Source organism: Nocardia sp. NPDC004718 (genome assembly GCF_053601535.1).
The window spans coordinates 1-15003 of record NZ_JBSGCA010000091.1 but is presented as its reverse complement, the minus strand read 5'-3'; the positions used below and the strand labels follow the sequence as shown (position 1 = coordinate 15003).

15 protein-coding genes are annotated in these 15003 nt (G+C 70.2%); 8 read left to right on the top strand and 7 right to left on the bottom strand.

Annotated features, from left to right (window positions below):
- The first annotated feature begins 629 nt into the window (after positions 1 to 629).
- Positions 630 to 1175, top strand: coding sequence for an NlpC/P60 family protein (locus ACWEH3_RS34540; RefSeq protein WP_450023775.1), 546 nt, complete (start codon positions 630 to 632; stop codon positions 1173 to 1175).
- 208 nt (positions 1176 to 1383) lie between these two features.
- Here the strand turns inward: ACWEH3_RS34540 and ACWEH3_RS34535 are convergent, their stop codons facing one another.
- Entirely contained in the window at positions 1384 to 2271 is an 888-nt protein-coding gene (locus ACWEH3_RS34535; protein WP_450023777.1) for a UTP--glucose-1-phosphate uridylyltransferase, read from the bottom strand.
- A 351-nt stretch (positions 2272 to 2622) separates the two neighbouring features.
- Between ACWEH3_RS34535 and ACWEH3_RS34530 the strand changes: the two genes are divergently transcribed.
- On the top strand, positions 2623 to 3996 hold the full coding sequence (locus ACWEH3_RS34530; RefSeq protein WP_450023796.1) for a DNA polymerase IV: 1374 nt from the start codon (positions 2623 to 2625) through the stop codon (positions 3994 to 3996).
- A 194-nt stretch (positions 3997 to 4190) separates the two neighbouring features.
- A complete protein-coding gene (locus ACWEH3_RS34525) occupies positions 4191 to 4691 on the top strand; it encodes a hypothetical protein (protein WP_355079667.1) in 501 nt (166 codons plus the stop codon).
- A gap of 86 nt (positions 4692 to 4777) precedes the next feature.
- Here the strand turns inward: ACWEH3_RS34525 and ACWEH3_RS34520 are convergent, their stop codons facing one another.
- Both ACWEH3_RS34520 and rarD read right to left on the bottom strand, forming a co-directional pair.
- On the bottom strand, positions 4778 to 5284 hold the full coding sequence (locus ACWEH3_RS34520) for a PaaI family thioesterase (RefSeq protein ID WP_450023780.1): 507 nt from the start codon (positions 5282 to 5284) through the stop codon (positions 4778 to 4780).
- Between the two features lie 98 nt (positions 5285 to 5382).
- A complete protein-coding gene (rarD, locus tag ACWEH3_RS34515; RefSeq protein ID WP_450023798.1) occupies positions 5383 to 6327 on the bottom strand; it encodes an EamA family transporter RarD in 945 nt (314 codons plus the stop codon).
- A 32-nt stretch (positions 6328 to 6359) separates the two neighbouring features.
- On the opposite strand from rarD, the gene ACWEH3_RS34510 reads away from it, so the two are divergent.
- Positions 6360 to 8783 carry an HAD-IC family P-type ATPase gene (locus tag ACWEH3_RS34510; RefSeq protein ID WP_450023782.1) on the top strand — a complete coding sequence of 808 codons (2424 nt, stop codon included), beginning with the start codon at positions 6360 to 6362 and terminating at the stop codon, positions 8781 to 8783.
- A gap of 81 nt (positions 8784 to 8864) precedes the next feature.
- Positions 8865 to 9683, top strand: a complete 819-nt coding sequence (locus ACWEH3_RS34505; protein WP_450023784.1) for a PhzF family phenazine biosynthesis protein — start codon at positions 8865 to 8867, stop codon at positions 9681 to 9683.
- 10 nt (positions 9684 to 9693) lie between these two features.
- Here the strand turns inward: ACWEH3_RS34505 and ACWEH3_RS34500 are convergent, their stop codons facing one another.
- The 3 genes from ACWEH3_RS34500 to lspA are packed head-to-tail and all read right to left on the bottom strand — an operon-like array spanning position 9694 to position 11871.
- Complete coding sequence (locus tag ACWEH3_RS34500; protein WP_450023786.1) at positions 9694 to 10359, bottom strand: hypothetical protein; 666 nt, start codon at positions 10357 to 10359, stop codon at positions 9694 to 9696.
- The gene (locus ACWEH3_RS34495; RefSeq protein ID WP_450023788.1) at positions 10352 to 11278 is read right to left on the bottom strand and encodes an RluA family pseudouridine synthase; all 927 of its coding nucleotides are present in this window, start codon (positions 11276 to 11278) and stop codon (positions 10352 to 10354) included. The genes ACWEH3_RS34500 and ACWEH3_RS34495 overlap by 8 nt, the downstream gene beginning before the upstream one ends.
- A complete protein-coding gene (gene lspA, locus ACWEH3_RS34490) occupies positions 11275 to 11871 on the bottom strand; it encodes a signal peptidase II (protein ID WP_450023800.1) in 597 nt (198 codons plus the stop codon). Before lspA ends, ACWEH3_RS34495 begins: the two co-directional genes overlap by 4 nt.
- Positions 11872 to 12081: 210 nt before the next feature.
- Between lspA and ACWEH3_RS34485 the strand changes: the two genes are divergently transcribed.
- The 3 genes from ACWEH3_RS34485 to ACWEH3_RS34475 all read left to right on the top strand — a co-directional run bounded on the left by ACWEH3_RS34485 (position 12082) and on the right by ACWEH3_RS34475 (position 14239).
- Positions 12082 to 12972, top strand: a complete 891-nt coding sequence (locus tag ACWEH3_RS34485) for a hypothetical protein (RefSeq protein ID WP_450023802.1) — start codon at positions 12082 to 12084, stop codon at positions 12970 to 12972.
- Entirely contained in the window at positions 12969 to 13688 is a 720-nt protein-coding gene (locus ACWEH3_RS34480) for a hypothetical protein (RefSeq protein WP_450023804.1), read from the top strand. Before ACWEH3_RS34485 ends, ACWEH3_RS34480 begins: the two co-directional genes overlap by 4 nt.
- An 83-nt stretch (positions 13689 to 13771) precedes the next feature.
- Positions 13772 to 14239, top strand: coding sequence for a VOC family protein (locus ACWEH3_RS34475; RefSeq protein WP_450023790.1), 468 nt, complete (start codon positions 13772 to 13774; stop codon positions 14237 to 14239).
- Between the two features lie 15 nt (positions 14240 to 14254).
- Here ACWEH3_RS34475 and ACWEH3_RS34470 read toward each other — a convergent pair whose 3' ends face one another.
- The gene (locus ACWEH3_RS34470) at positions 14255 to 14707 is read right to left on the bottom strand and encodes a QcrA and Rieske domain-containing protein (protein ID WP_450023792.1); all 453 of its coding nucleotides are present in this window, start codon (positions 14705 to 14707) and stop codon (positions 14255 to 14257) included.
- Between the last annotated feature and the right edge of the window lie 296 nt (positions 14708 to 15003).

The following is a 15003-nucleotide window of genomic DNA, read 5'->3' as shown; positions in this document are numbered from 1 at the left end:
CCGGCGCCCGTGGCGCGCGGCGGCCGGGCCGGCCGCGTTTGGGGGGGGGGGGGGGGGGCCCCCCCCCCCCCCGCCTGGGGGGGGGGGGGGGGCGGGGGGGGGCCCCCAACCGCCCCCCCCCCGGCTGCTGTTCCGGGCGGCCTTTCGTGCCGTTTGTGCCGAGCCGATCGACGGCAGCGATCCGAGCCTGCCGAAGTCGATCCGCTCGATGTTCTTGCCGGGGCCGGACAGGTCTGGGCGCGGTCTCTTCGGTCGCCGACGCCCCGGGTCGCTTACCCGGCGGCCGCGTACCGCGCGCGACTCACCGGCAACCCGATGCGGGGTTCTTCGATCTCAAACCTCGCCTTTACGCCGCAATTCAGTGATTTAGATCACATGCTGAGAATTTGCTGATTCCCGACAATTCACCGATATCCCAGGCACAATCTGCGGTGTCGCTGCTGTTACCCAGGTGATCTCCGGGGCGGCAGTTTCTCTTTTCGGCGTGTCCCACTTGGAATTTGGCCGTGCTGGGAATGTGACCGGCGCGGGTGGCCGCGGCTCCGTATCGGAGGCCGTTGCCGATGCCATGTATTAGCCAGGCTGCCGATCGGCGGCCAGTCAACCGCGCCCATGGAAGGGGCGAGCACGTGCCGAGAAAATCGTTGCACCGCATCGCACTCGGATTCCTGCTCTCGATCATCGCGATCCTCCTGTTCGCCGGACCCACCTGGGCCGACACCGGCAGCGCCTCCGGCAGCGGGCCGGGCAGCGCGTCGTTCGGCTCGGCGGGCAGCGGCAGTTCCTCGTCCGGCAGCGCCAGCGGCTCGGCCGACCTGCCGATACCCAGTGTGTTCGGCGTCGGCGCGCTGGCAGCGGCGACGACGCAGATCGGCAAGCCTTACGAATGGGGTGGGACCGGCCCCGACAGTTGGGACTGCTCGGGCCTCGTGCAGTGGGCGTACCGTCAGGTCGGCGTGAGCCTTCCACGGACCACTTGGCAGCAGGCGAAGGTGGGCGCGCCCGTCCCGCGGGGCTCGCTGTCGCTCGGCGACGTGATCGTGCTGAACAGCGATGGCTCGCACGTCGGTATCTACGCCGGAAACGGCCGGGTGCTCAACGCGTACGGTCAGGGCGTGCCGGTCGGCTTCACGCCGCTGGACGAATTCGACATCTACGCCATCCGTCGCTTCTGAGCGCACCGAGCGCGGTTACTCCGGCGCTGAAACGGCCCCGACCCGAGAATTCGGGTCGGGGCCGTGGCGACTCGGCCGAACGTCATGGGCGCCCGGCCCACCGGTCGGAGCGGTGCCAGCCGCGTGGAACCGGGCCGGTGTGCCGACGCCGGGAGCCACTGCGGTCACCGTCCGGTGTGCGGGAGCCGCGATATGGCCCGGAAGTGCGCTAGTCGCCGAGACCGTCGGCGAGGGTGCGCAGCAGCGGTCCGTACTGCTGATGGGCCAGCGCCGAGGCGAATTGCGCCACCAGGTAGTCGGCCGGGTTACCGGTGTCGTACCACCGTCCGCGGATCACCTGGCCGAAGACCGGACTGTTCGCCGCGTGCACGTTGATCGCGTCGGTGAGGTACACCTCGCCGGTGCGGTGTTCGTACCACGCTTCGGTCTGCCTGCGCAGTTCTTCGATGATGCCGGGGGTGACGACGTAGCCGCCGATCGCGGCGAAGGACGACGGCGCGTCCTTCGGCTTCGGCTTCTCGCGCAGGCCGGTGATGCGCAGCAGGCCGTTGCCGTGGTCGTCGGCGACCACCGGCACGCCGTAGCGCTGCGACTCGGCGGGATCCATCGGCATCAGCGCGAGGACGGGGGCTCCGGTGGCCTCGTAGGCGTCGATGAGCTGCTGAGCTCGGGGCACCTCGGCGACGAACACGTCGTCCGGCCACAGCACCAGCATGGGCTCGTCGCCGAGGTTGCGGGCGGCGTTGAGCACCGGGGTGCCGTTGCCGTACGGCCCGTGCTGGTCGAGGTAGGTGATGTGGCCGAGCCGGGACAGCTCGCCGACCTCCTCGACGGCGTCGGCGAAGGCGGTCTTGCCGTCCGCGCGCAGCTGGGCGACCAGCGCGGGATTGGGTCGGAAATGGTCCTGGATCAGTGATTTTCCGCTGCTGACCACGATGGTGATGTCGGTGATGCCCGAAGCGACCAGCTCGCGGACCGTGTGCTCGATCACCGGCTTGTCGCCGACCGGCAGCATCTCCTTGGGGATGGCCTTGGTCAGCGGAAGCAGCCGGGAGCCGATACCGGCGGCCGGGATGACGGCCTTGCGGATATTCATGGGTCCGATCATCACATATCGGACCGTGGGTCAGGCCCCGTCCCCGCGGCACGTCGGCGGTTATTTCGAGACCGCCCGGTACTTGTTCCGGCACGGAAAAGCGCAGATCAAAGCCGTCGCGGCGAGGGCAGGCGATCGCCGGGGGCCAGACGGAGGCGGCCCCGATACCGGCAGGTAACCAGCAGCTAGCGCACAGCCACCTGACAGCGTCACCGCCCGCTCCGAACTGTCGGTGGACGGGCGTACATTGCAGCCGTGCGTACCGAGAAGCCGAGCGTCGAGCGCTCGGTCGCGCCCTCGACCGGGGTCGGGACCACTCGCGCCGAAAGCTCGGCGGGTCGGCGGGCGCCGGTGCTCACCGACGCGGACAGCGCCGCTCGTCGCTGGGTTCTGCACATCGACATGGACGCGTTCTTCGCCTCGGTCGAGCAGCTGACCCGGCCGACGCTGCGGGGCAGGCCGGTGCTGGTCGGCGGGACCGGCGGGCGCGGCGTCGTCGCCGGAGCCAGTTACGAGGCGCGCGTGTTCGGGGCCCGGTCGGCGATGCCGATGCATCAGGCGCGCCGGTTGGTCGGCGTCACGGCGGTGGTGGTGCCGCCGCGCGGCGCCGTCTACGGCGTGGTGAGCGGGCAGGTCTTCGACGCGTTGCGCAGCCGGATCCCGGTGCTGGAGACGCTGTCGTTCGACGAGGCGTTCGGCGAACCGGCCGAGCTGGCCGGCGCCACGGTCGCCCAGGTGCACGCGTTCTGCGCGGACTTGCGCGCGGTGGTGCGGGAACGGACCGGGTTGACCGCCTCGGTGGGCGCGGGCACCGGAAAACAGCTGGCCAAGATCGCCTCCGGCTTGGCCAAACCCGATGGGATCCGGGTGATCTCGCCGGTCGAGCAGCCGCGGCTGCTGGCGGGTCTGCCGGTGCGCAAGTTGTGGGGCATCGGCCCGGTCGCGGAGAGCCGGTTGCGCTCGCTGGGCATCGAGACCGTGGGCGCCTTCGCCGCGCTGCCGGAATCGGAGGCGATGTCGATTCTCGGCGGCAGCGTCGGCGCCGCGCTGCACCGGCTGGCGCGCGGCATCGATGACCGTCCGGTCGCCGAACGCACCGAGGCGAAGCAGATCAGCGCCGAGACAACCTACGAAACCGACATCGTCAGCCTCGAGCAACTGCGTCCGGCCATCGAGGACATGGCCGCCGCGGCGCACCGGCGCCTGACCGGTGACGGGCGCGCCGCGCGCACGGTGGTGCTCAAATTGAAGAAGTCCGATATGAGCATCGTCACCCGCTCCTACACCCTGCCCTACGCCACCGAGGACCTGGCCACTCTCGCCGCCGCCGCGCAGCGGTCGGCGCTCGACCCGCGGGAGCTGGGCCCGATCCGCCTCGTCGGCGTCGGCTACGGCGGTCTGTCGACCGTCCGTCAGGAATCCCTGTTCCCCGAACTGGATCGCGCTCCGGTCGCCGAGATCGCCTCGGTGCCAACGGATCCCGAGCCGGCCGCCGCCGACCTCGGCGATGCCGCGGGCACCGCGCCGGTCCTGCCGGTCGCCCTCTGGCATCCCGGCATGGATGTGTCGCATCCCGAGCACGGTCACGGCTGGGTGCAGGGCGCCGGGCTCGGCGTGGTGACCGTCCGCTTCGAAACCCGTTCCACCGGTCCGGGTCCCGCGCGCACCTTCGCCGCCGACGATGCCGCCCTTACCCGTGCCGATCCGCTGGACAGTCTGCTGTGACGGCCGGGGCCCGCGGCTCGACATCGCCGGGCCGGACGCGTACGTTCGCTGCCGACGACCATCGCCGGTCCGGTGTGGATCCGGGTGACGCCACCCGGGGCCGGTAGCCTGGGACCTCGTGCAGCGCCGCCGGTTCGGGGGCGGCTGCCATGGTGGAACACGACACGGACCTCTCGAACGCAAAGGACGAGCAGTTGAAGCTTCGTAAGACTGGACGCATCGCGATCGCCGGACTGGCCATCGTCGCCGCGCTTGGCCTGACCGCCTGTGGTGGCGACGACAAGGACAGCAAGCCCGCCGCCAAGACGTCGACCAGCGCCAAGGCGTCGGCGACCGCGAGCGCGAACCTGCCGCCGGTCCCGACCCCCGCGGAGCTGAACACCGCCCTGGCCCGTGCGCTCGACCCGTCGGTGCCCGCCTCCGAGAAGCTGGACAACGTCCAGGGCGCCGAGGCCGATCCGACGCTGCCGGACCGCCTGTCGCAGGCCGCGGCCGGTGCCGACGTGAAGATCGTCGTCACCGACGTCACCTCCTTCGGCGACAGCGTGAACGCGAAGGCCAAGTTCATCCTCAACGGCCAGGAGAACATCGTCGACGTGCCGTTCGTCGCCGACAACGGCAAGTGGAAGATCCAGAAGACCTGGGCCTGCACCATGCTGACCAACCTCGGTCAGCAGTCGGCGGCCTGCAGCTGAGTTCACTCGACGGGCCGGTCGTCGCGCTTCGCGGCGCCGGCCCGTCGTCGTGCGAAATGCTCTGCCGTATTTGGTAGTAGCGCAGGTCAGAGCATGCGCAGAATCGCGTACATCGAGGTGGCGTGCGCGTATAGCTCGCCGTCTTCGGCGCCGCTCAGGCGGGCCTCCGCGCTGGCCGTCGTGGTGCCGACGTGGATCGCGGTGCCCTCGCAGCGCAGCGTGCGCGTCTCGCTGCGCACGGCACGGTGGATGTCGATACCGATCTTGACCGAGGTGGAGCGCGTGCCGCCCGCCAGTCGCGTCAGCACCGCCGAGCCGAGGGCCGCTTCGAGCACCGTCGCCACGAAGCCGCCGTACACCCCGCCCGCCGGGTCGAGCAGTTGGTCTCCCGGCTCACCCTCGAAAACCACGGTGCCATCGCCGACCTGGGCCAGCCGGAAACCGAGCGTGCTCAGAATCGGCGCACCCGGGAATCGTCCGTCGAGCGTTCCCTGCAAGATCTCCCGTCCGGTCATACCGAGCAGGTCGGGTGTCTTCTCAGCCGGTGGCCGCCCCGGGTCGGTGCGGGCGCGAAGGGGTCTGGGCGCGGTCATACATCGACGCTACGGAGAAGGCGAAGCCCGCAGAAGTGTCGGATCCGACACCTTCGCGACCAATTCCGACGAACTCGAGTCGTCGGAAAGCGGGAAGCTCAGGGTGTGGACCGTGTTTCGCTCGCGGGGGAGCCGGATTCGCTGGTGACAGGGCGCGATGTGCGCCGCGCGCGACGGGTTCGTAGCAGGGCGTCGGTGGTGAATATCACCAGCGCCGCCCAGATGAGGGCGAAACCGGCCCAACGGGAGGCGGGCATCGGCTCGTGCGCGACCGCGACGCCCCAGGCCATCTGGAGGGCGGGGGTGAGGTATTGCAGCAGGCCCATGGTGGACAACGCGACGCGCTGGGCCGCGACGGCGAACAGCAGTAGCGGAACCAGGGTGACCGGTCCGGTGGCCACCATCAGGGCGGTATGCGCGGGGCCGGAGGCGAATTCGCTGTGCCCGGTGACCGCGAGCGCGATCGCGAACGCCAGCGCGAAGGGCGCGGCCACGACGCCCTCGGCGGCGATGCCGCGCAGCGCGTCCAGCGGGATCACCTTCTTCACCAAGCCGTAGGTGGCGAAAGAGCAGGCCAGGGCCAAGGCGATGATCGGCGGTCTGCCGTAGTCGACCGTGAGCACGGCCACCGCGCCCGCGCCGAGCCCGAGGGCGGCCCATTGGGCGCCGGTCAGCCGCTCACGAAAGAGCACCACACCGAACGCGACGGTGACCAGCGGGTTGATGAAATACCCGAGCGCGCACTCCACGACGTGACCCGAGGTGACCCCGTAGACGTACACGCCCCAGTTCAGCGCGATCGCGGCGGAGGCGACGGCCGCCAGCCGCCAGACGCGGCCGTCGATGCCGCGCAGCTCGCGGATCCGGCCGCTGACGGCGAGCACCGCGAGCACGACCACCAGCGTCCAGACGATCCGCTGCGCCACCACTTCACCCGGACTGGCGAACGCCAGCAGCCCGAAGAACGCGGGGAAAAGTCCCCACAAGAAGTACGCGCTCGCTCCGAACGCTACACCGGGGATGGACCTGCTTCGCCGCACGATGACGAACGTAGTTGTCCCGTAGCCTTGCGGTCATGTCGATTACCGTGCAGGCATCGGGCGCGACCGGGCTCACCGCGACCGAGGTCGAGCAACGTCGTCACGACGGACTGACCAACGACGTCCCGGATCGCGCGAGCCGTTCGGTTCGCGACATCGTGCGCGCGAACGTCTTCACCAGGATCAACGCCATCCTCGGCGTCCTGTTCGTGCTCGTGCTGGCCACCGGATCGATCATCGACGGCATGTTCGGCCTGCTGATCGTCGCCAACAGCGCGGTCGGCATCATCCAGGAGATCCGCGCCAAGCGCACCCTGGACCAGCTGGCCATCGTCAGCCAGGCCAAGCCGACCGTCCGCCGGGACGGCAGGGCCGTCGAGATCGCGCCGCGCGAGGTGGTGCTCGACGACCTGATCGAGCTCGGTCCCGGCGACCAGATCGTGGTGGACGGCACGGTCGAGGAGTCCGCGCAGCTCGAGGTGGACGAGTCGTTGCTCACCGGCGAGGCGGACTCGATCGAGAAGGCGGTCGGCGCCACGGTGATGTCGGGTAGTTATGTGGTGTCCGGGTCCGGCGCCTACCGCGCCACCAAGGTCGGCCGGGACGCCTACGCGGCGCGGCTGGCCGAGGAGGCGAGCAAGTTCACGCTGGTGCACTCCGAACTGCGCAGCGGTATCGACAAGATCCTGAAGTTCATCACCTACCTGCTGATTCCCGCCGGACTGCTGAGCATCTACAACCAGCTGGTCTCCAGCAAGGAGTCGTGGCGGCCCGCGCTCACCGGCATGGTGGCCGCGCTGGTGCCGATGGTGCCCGAGGGGCTGGTGCTGATGACGTCGATCGCGTTCGCGGTCGGCGTGGTGCGGCTGGGCAGGCGCCAGTGCCTGGTGCAGGAGTTGCCCGCGATCGAGGGGCTGGCCCGCGTCGACGTGGTCTGCGCGGACAAGACCGGCACGCTGACCGAGAACGGCATGCGGCTGTCGGACCTGAAGACGCTGGACACCTTCGACGACACCGAGGTACGCACCGCGCTGGCCGCGCTCGCGGCCGACGACCCGCGCCCGAATGCGAGCGTGCAGGCGATCGCCGAGGCTCTGCCGGACGGTCCCGGCTGGCAGCGCACCGCCGTCGCGCCGTTCTCCTCCGCCAAGAAGTGGAGCGGTTGCTCCTACGGCGAGCACGGCGACTGGCTCCTCGGCGCGCCGGACGTGCTGCTCGACCCGGGATCCGCGGACGCGCGGGTCGCGGAGGAACTCGGCGCATCCGGCCTGCGCGTGCTGTTGCTGGCGCGCGGCGACCGTCCGGTGGACGCTGCGGACGCCCCAGGGGGCGTGCGGCCCGCCGCCTTGGTCGTGCTGGAGCAGAAGGTCCGGCCCGATGCGCGCGACACACTCGACTACTTCGCGAGCCAGAGCGTCTCGATCAAGGTCATCTCCGGCGACAACGCGGTGTCGGTCGGCGCGGTGGCCTCCTCGCTCGATCTGCCGGGCGGTGACCACCCGATCGACGCGCGGGAGCTGCCGCAGGACGGCGAGGAATTAGCCGCCGTGCTGGACGGCAACACCACCTTCGGCCGGGTACGCCCGGATCAGAAGCGCGCCATGGTGTCGGCGTTGCAGTCGCGCGGGCACACGGTGGCCATGACCGGCGACGGTGTGAACGACGTGCTCGCCTTGAAGGATTCGGACATCGGCGTGGCGATGGGCTCGGGCAGTCCGGCGACCAGGGCGGTGGCGCAGATCGTGCTGCTGGACAACAAGTTCGCCACGCTGCCGTTCGTGGTCGGCGAGGGACGCCGGGTGATCGGCAACATCGAGCGGGTCTCGAATCTGTTCCTCACCAAGACCGTGTATTCCGTGCTGCTCGCCTTCCTGGTCGGCATGGCCGGTATCGGCTCACAGATCTTCGATTACGAGCCCATCGGCTACCCGTTCCTGCCGCGCCACGTCACCATCGCGGCCTGGTTCACCATCGGCATTCCGGCGTTCATCCTTTCGCTCGCGCCCAACAACGAGCGTGCCCGCACGGGTTTCGTGGGGCGCGTCATGCGATTGGCCATTCCGTCGGGTGTGGTGATCGGCGCGGCCACCTTCGTCTCGTACCTGATCGCCTACGCCGGGCCGCACGCCACCGAGGAGCAGAAGGTCCAGGCGGGCACCACGGCGCTCATCACATTGATCATGATCGCGGTGTGGGTGCTCGCCATCGTCGCGCGGCCGTACGTGTGGTGGAAGGTGATGCTGATCGCGGTGTCGGTGGCGGCGTACGTGTTCCTGTTCACTGTTCCGTTCACCCGCGAGTTCTTCAAACTCGACCCCTCCAATCTCGCGCTCACCGGCGCGGCGGTGGTGTGCGGCGTGGTCGGGATCGTGCTCGTCGAGGCGGCCTGGTGGGTGAGCGCGGCGCTGCGCGGCGAGAAGCGGCAACTGCTGCCCAGCTCGCCCGGCGGAGCCGGCTGACAGACTGGACGCCTGACTCGCCGCGCCACGAGAAGCCTTGTGCGAAGCGGCCATTCAGACTTGGAGTACCTTCTGGAGATTATGGAGGTACTGCTGCACCAGATCGACGCGTTCGCCGACGCACCGTTCTCGGGCAACCCGGCCGCGGTGATGCCGCTCCCGTCGTGGCTGCCGGATGCGTTGCTGCAACAGCTGGCCGAGGAGAACAACCTCGCCGAGACCGCGTTCTATACCTCGCGGTTACCTCCAGAGGCGGGCGTGCCGCCGGGCGAGTGGCCCGCCTTCCACCTCCGCTGGTTCACCCCGAGGGTGGAGGTCGCACTCTGCGGGCACGCCACTCTCGCCAGCGCCGCGCAGATCCTGGCCGACATGCACCCGGGTGAGGACCGGGTGAGCTTCTACACGCGCAGCGGCTGGCTGCACGTCGACCGCACCGATGACGACGAGTTCGTCCTCGACCTGCCTGCCGTGCCGAGCATTCCGGTGCAGCCCGATCCGGCGCTCGTCGCGGCGCTCGGGGTGCGTCCGGTGAGCGCGTATTCCGGCACCGACGAGGTGATCGTCGTGGCGACCGAACAGGAGGTGCGCGATGCCGCGCCCGTGCTGGCGGCGTTCCCCGCGCTGCCGCGCGCCGCGATCGTCACCGCGCCCGGCGATTCGGTCGACTTCGTCTCCCGGGTCTTCGCCCCGGCCGTGGGCGTCCCGGAGGACCCGGTGACCGGGTCCGCGCACGCGCAGTTGGTTCCGCTGTGGAGCGAGCGGCTCGGCCGCACCGAACTGTACGCCAGGCAGCTGTCCCGCCGCGGCGGAAGCTTGCGCTGCGAACTGACCGGCGACCGCGTGCTGTTGTTCGGACGGTGCCGCCGCTACCTCGACGGCGTCGTCACCCTGCCGGACTAGCTCCGGCCGCTCACGGCTCCGGAACCGGTCCGTCGTCGGGGCCGGGCAGGACGACGTCGCGGTAGTCGGGCAGCAGCGGGGCCACCGCGAAGCTTCCCGCCACCGCGTCGGCGGGCAGTGCCTGGACCGCGCGGACATTGTTGCGCCCGGCCAGGTTTCGCAGTCGCGCCGGGGTGCCACGCACGACGAGCCCGACGACGCAGCCGCAGCCGCTCCGCAGTCGTGCGGCCGAGAACGCGACCACGCGCGCGGAGCGGTCGTCGATGGGGCGGGGAAGCAGCCACGCCGCGTACGACGCCGAATCCACCGCCGCCTGAACGTCTTCCGGTACCGGCACGGCCACCAGCGGCGTCTGCACGCCGGGCGCGGGCACCCGATAGAGCACCTGCGCGATCCGCAATCCGCCGCTGTACTGCGGAATCTCGCCGGGCACCAAGGGTGCGGCGAACGACACCAGCGCCCAGCGCGGTTCGTCGCCGCCCGTGTTCAGCGAGTCACGAGACCGGGCGAGATAGTCCGCGACCTGCTCGCCCTGGTCGGGTCCGAGCCGGTCGGTGGACACCGGCGCGAGGTACGGCGGTTGCAGCGCGCCGAGCGCGAAGACCAGCGCGATCAGCGCGACGGCCGCCGCGCCGAGCAAGATCCCGCGCCACGGCGGCACCCGGCGGTCAGGCATCGCGCAGGACGTCAAGCGCGTGTTTCAGGTCGTCCGGATATTCGCTGGTGATCTCCAGGTAGCGGCCGTCGGCGGGGTGCTGGAACCCCAGCGACCGGGCGTGCAGCCACTGCCGTTGCAGCCCGAGCCGCTCGGCCAGGCGCGGGTCGGCGCCGTAGGTGAGATCACCGCAGCACGGGTGGCGGATCGCGGAGAAATGCACGCGGATCTGATGGGTACGGCCGGTCTCCAGGTGGATGTCGAGGAGGCTGGCCGAATGGAACGCCTCGACCGTGTCGTAGTGCGTGACGCTGGGACGACCGTCGGCGGTGACGGCGAACTTCCAGTCGTTGCCGCGGGCCCGCCCGATCGGGGCGTCGATGGTGCCGCTACTGGGGTCCGGATGCCCCTGCACCAAGGCGTGATACCGCTTGTCGACGGTGCGCTGCTTGAACGCGCGCTTGAGCACCGTGTACGCGTGCTCGGACTGTGCGACCACCATCACGCCGGAGGTGCCGACGTCCAGGCGGTGCACGATGCCCTGCCGCTCGTGGGCGCCCGAGGTGGAGATGCGGTATCCGGCGGCGGCGAGTCCGCCGACGACGGTCGGGCCGCTCCAGCCGACGCCGGTGTGGGCGGCCACGCCGACCGGCTTGTCGACCGCGACGATGTCGTCGTCGGCGTAGAGGATCTTCATGCCTTCCACCGGTTCGGCCTCGATGGTCAGCTCCCGCTTCGGCTCCGGGAAGACCACCTCCAGCCAGGCTCCCGCGGTGAGCCGGTCGGATTTGCCCGCGGCGACGCCGTCGAGCTGCACCGAGCCCTCCTCGGCCAGCGTGGCCACCGCGGTGCGGGACAGGCCGAGCAGACGGGACAGGCCCGCGTCGACGCGCATGCCGTCGAGCCCGTCGGGGACGGGCATGGTCCTGGTCTCCCTCATGCCGCGCTGCCCTCGCTCGCGCCGGTCTTGCCGTGGCCCACCCGGGTGCCGTTCGGTTCGAAGCCGAACACGGTGAGCACGACCAGCAGGATCGCGCCGCACACGATGGCCGAGTCCGCGACGTTGAACACCGGCCACCAGCCGATCGCGACGAAATCCACCACGTGCCCCTGCAGCGGGCCGGGCGCGCGGAACAGCCGGTCACCCAGATTGCCGACCGCGCCGCCGAGCACCATGCCGAGCCCGATCGCCCACCACAGCGAGCGCAGGGTGCGGCCGATGCGCACCACGCCGATGACGACGGCGGCGGCGACCAGGGTCAGCAGCCAGGTCATGCCGGTGGCCATGGAGAACGCCGCGCCGGGATTGCGCACCAGGCTCAGGCGCGCGACGTCGCCGATGATCGGTACCGGATCGCCCGGCGTCAGTTTCGCGACCGCGAGGGTCTTGGTGAGCAGATCCAGGCCGAGCACGACGGCGGCGAGGACGAGTAGCGTACGCAGCCGCTGCGGCGGAGCCGGCTCGGTCGTCGGGTCGGCGGTGTTCGCTGGGTTTTCCTCGGGCGGCCGGTCGTCACTCACACCGACCATCATCTCTCGAGCGGAATCGAGTCCGGTGCGCGCGTCCGATTGCCCCGGCCCGCGCTCGCGGCGTTCGCGTGCCACGCCGATCGGTTCGCGGTCGAATGTCCCAGCTGACACTCAGGAATCGGTCGTACCCTGTTGCTCGTGACGGTGTTGTCTTCCCCCCGCCTGGCACGAAGCGCGAGCCTAGCCCGGAGCGCGCGCTCGGGCGTGCTGCTCATGGTGCTCGCGCTCGGGCTCTCGGCCTTCGGGGCCGGTTGCGGCGACGGCGCCGAGTCGAGCGGTGAGGCCGACGGAACGGAGCCGCTCGGCATCGGCAAGGAAGTGACCGTGCCGATTCCGGCCGCGGTGACCACGGTCGAATCGGCCGGTGCCGAGCCCCGAGCGATGCTTCGGCCGGAGTATCCGGCGGGCACCGTGCAGCGGGTCACGCTGTACACGGCCCATCACATCCAGCAGCAGATCGATGGGCAGCCCAAGCCCGACTTCTCCACCCCGGCGCTGACCATTCCGATGACCGCGGAGACCACCGTGGAGGGCATCGATCTCACCCTTGGCTCGGTCACCTCGCCCGATCCCACGCTGGCCAAAGCGCTCACCAAGATCGGCGGCTCGCACGCGGGCTTCGACCTCAGCGATCTGGGCGCGATCACCGCACTGCGGCTCGAGCCGGCGCCCGACACGTCCAACACCGCGCGCGCCGCGCTGGAGCAGGCGTTCTACCAGGCCGTCTACCGTTCGATCGCGTTTCCCGACCAGCCCGTCGGCGAGGGCGCGGTCTGGACGGTGCGCCAGGAGGTCAGCGGCGGCGTCCTGCTCGACCAGGTGACCACCGCGACGCTGAGCAAACGCGACGGTGACCGGCTCACCATCGAGCTGCACGTCACCCAGAAGCCGAAGTCGCCGGTGTGGAACCTGCCGAACAACGCGGGCACGCTGGACATCGACGACTACGTCATGCAGGGCGCGGGCACCATCACGGTGGATCTCGGCTTGCCGCTGCCGGTGGCCGGGTCGATCACCGTCGGCGGGCACCAGGCCTACCGCGATCCGCACAGCGACAGCACGCTGCAGCAGGCGATCGAGACGCAGGTGTCGTGGACCGAATGATCCGTGCGTGCGGACTGCTGGCCGCGGTCGCGCCCCTCGTCGTCGCCACCGGATGCGGCTCCGGGGACCACGCCGCACCAGGACAGCCCGAGCTTCCCGCGCTCGGGCCGGTCGTGGCCGCGGCCCCGGTGACCACCGCCCCCGAGACCGATTCCGCTCGGCTGCGCGGGCTGTTGCTCGCCGACAGCGATCTGCCCGCCGGTTTCACCGCGCTCGCGCCGCCCGCCGACACCGGCGGAGGCGCTACCGGCGCCTCGCCGACGAATCCGGCCGAATGCGTGAAAGTGCTCGCACCGCTCGGTGCGCAACGCTCCGGCGCGCTCGCGCGGGCGTCCACGCAGTACACCGGGCCGAATTTCGCCAGCATCGATATAGACGCGGCCAGTTATCCACCGGACGCGGTCGCGGCCGCTTTCTCGGAAGTGCAGGAAATCCTGCGTCGCTGCGCGCACTATGCCGGGGCCGACGGCTCCGACATTCCGATGGACTACCGCGTCGGCGGGCTCGTCCAGCCGCCCGCGGGCGATGCCTCCGCGCCCTTCCAGGTGCGCACCACCAGTGACGACCTGACCCTCCGCTCGTCCGTCGCGATCGTTCAGGTGGGAAGCACGTTGGTGCAGGTCGCGGTGACCGCGCCGGAGGCGGTGGACCCGGGCGTGCTCAGCGCGCTGACCGCGGCCCAGGTACGCAGGCTGCAGGGCGTCGCCGGACCGTGATTTCCGGCGATCCGGCCGAATTGCGCCCGGCGCCGGAATAGGCTCGGCATGATCCGACACAACGCCTCGACCGGAGGTTTCCCATGTCTGATGTCAAACCCGTACCCGATGGATATCCGGTGGTGTCGCCCGGACTCGCGGTCGACGGCGCCGCGGCGGCGATCGATTTCTACAAAAACATTTTCGGTGCGACCGAGCGTATGCGGATGCCCGGTCCGGACGGCAGAATCGCCCATTGTGAGCTGATGTTCGGCAATTCCGTCGTCATGCTCGGCGATTCGGCGCCCGATATGGACTTCCTCGACCCGAAGACGGTCGGCGGCACCCCCGTCAACCTGTATGTGTACGTCGAGGACGCCGACGCCGCTTTCGCCGCCGCGTTGTCCGCGGGCGCCAAGGAACTCACGCCGATGACCGACCAGTTCTACGGCGATCGCAGTGGCGCCTTCGAGGATCCGTGGGGACACCGATGGACGGTCGCCACCCACGTGGAGGATGTGCCGCCCGACGAGATGGACCGCCGGATGGCCGAGCGGTTCGGCGGGTCCTGATCCCGGCGGGTCTGCTCATTCGGCGACGACCGAATCCCCGGTGACCCGGATGCCTTTCGGGGCGAGGGGTTTGCTCGCCGGGCCGTGGGCCACCGAGCCGTCCAGCGCGAACTTGCTGCCGTGGCAGGCACAGTTGATGGTGCCGCCGGACACCGTCGCGACCTTGCACCCGGCGTGCGTGCATACCGAGGAGAGCCCGACGAAGGTGCCCGCGCTGGGTTGGGTCACCACGGTGTCGCCCACGATCACGCCGCCGCCGACGGGGATGTCGGCCGTCTTGGCGAGCGCGTTCGCGGGACTGTTCGCATCGACGGGCCGGTCTGCCTGCGCGGCGGTGGCGTCATGCGGCGCGGGAGCGTCGTCGCCCTTGCCATAGGCGGTGCAGGCGGTGACCGCCGCCGCGGCGGCGACGCCCGCACCGGCGACGACCACACTGCGGCGGGTGCGGAGTTGTTCGTGGAATGTCATATCGGTCGCATCTCCCTCGAAGGCGCGGCCGGCCTTGCGCCGGTTCCGCTTCGCCTTGTTCACGGAGAGAGTGATCTGGCGGTTCAATCCATGATCCGATTCGATCCGTATGACGGAGCGGCGGACCCGGACCCCCTCATCTGTTTGTGGCCGGGTCCGCCGTTCCTTGTGGTTACCCGCGGGCGATCGATTCGAACACCTTCGGGTCGACGAGGGTGGAGGTGTCGCCGAGTTCGCGTCCTTCGGCGACGTCGCGCAGGAGGCGGCGCATGATTTTGCCGCTGCGGGTTTTGGGG

What these genes read in the sequence shown, in the direction of transcription:
- ACWEH3_RS34510 (WP_450023782.1), top strand. Translation starts at nt 6,360, where the DNA reads ATGTCGATTACCGTGCAGGCATCGGGCGCGACCGGGCTCACCGCGACC.
- ACWEH3_RS34500 (WP_450023786.1), bottom strand. Translation starts at nt 10,359, where the DNA reads ATGCCTGACCGCCGGGTGCCGCCGTGGCGCGGGATCTTGCTCGGCGCG.
- ACWEH3_RS34485 (WP_450023802.1), top strand. Translation starts at nt 12,082, where the DNA reads ATGGTGCTCGCGCTCGGGCTCTCGGCCTTCGGGGCCGGTTGCGGCGAC.
- lspA (WP_450023800.1), bottom strand. Translation starts at nt 11,871, where the DNA reads ATGATGGTCGGTGTGAGTGACGACCGGCCGCCCGAGGAAAACCCAGCG.
- ACWEH3_RS34470 (WP_450023792.1), bottom strand. Translation starts at nt 14,707, where the DNA reads ATGACATTCCACGAACAACTCCGCACCCGCCGCAGTGTGGTCGTCGCC.
- ACWEH3_RS34495 (WP_450023788.1), bottom strand. Translation starts at nt 11,278, where the DNA reads ATGAGGGAGACCAGGACCATGCCCGTCCCCGACGGGCTCGACGGCATG.
- ACWEH3_RS34520 (WP_450023780.1), bottom strand. Translation starts at nt 5,284, where the DNA reads ATGACCGCGCCCAGACCCCTTCGCGCCCGCACCGACCCGGGGCGGCCA.
- ACWEH3_RS34505 (WP_450023784.1), top strand. Translation starts at nt 8,865, where the DNA reads ATGGAGGTACTGCTGCACCAGATCGACGCGTTCGCCGACGCACCGTTC.
- ACWEH3_RS34480 (WP_450023804.1), top strand. Translation starts at nt 12,969, where the DNA reads ATGATCCGTGCGTGCGGACTGCTGGCCGCGGTCGCGCCCCTCGTCGTC.
- ACWEH3_RS34475 (WP_450023790.1), top strand. Translation starts at nt 13,772, where the DNA reads ATGTCTGATGTCAAACCCGTACCCGATGGATATCCGGTGGTGTCGCCC.
- ACWEH3_RS34535 (WP_450023777.1), bottom strand. Translation starts at nt 2,271, where the DNA reads ATGAATATCCGCAAGGCCGTCATCCCGGCCGCCGGTATCGGCTCCCGG.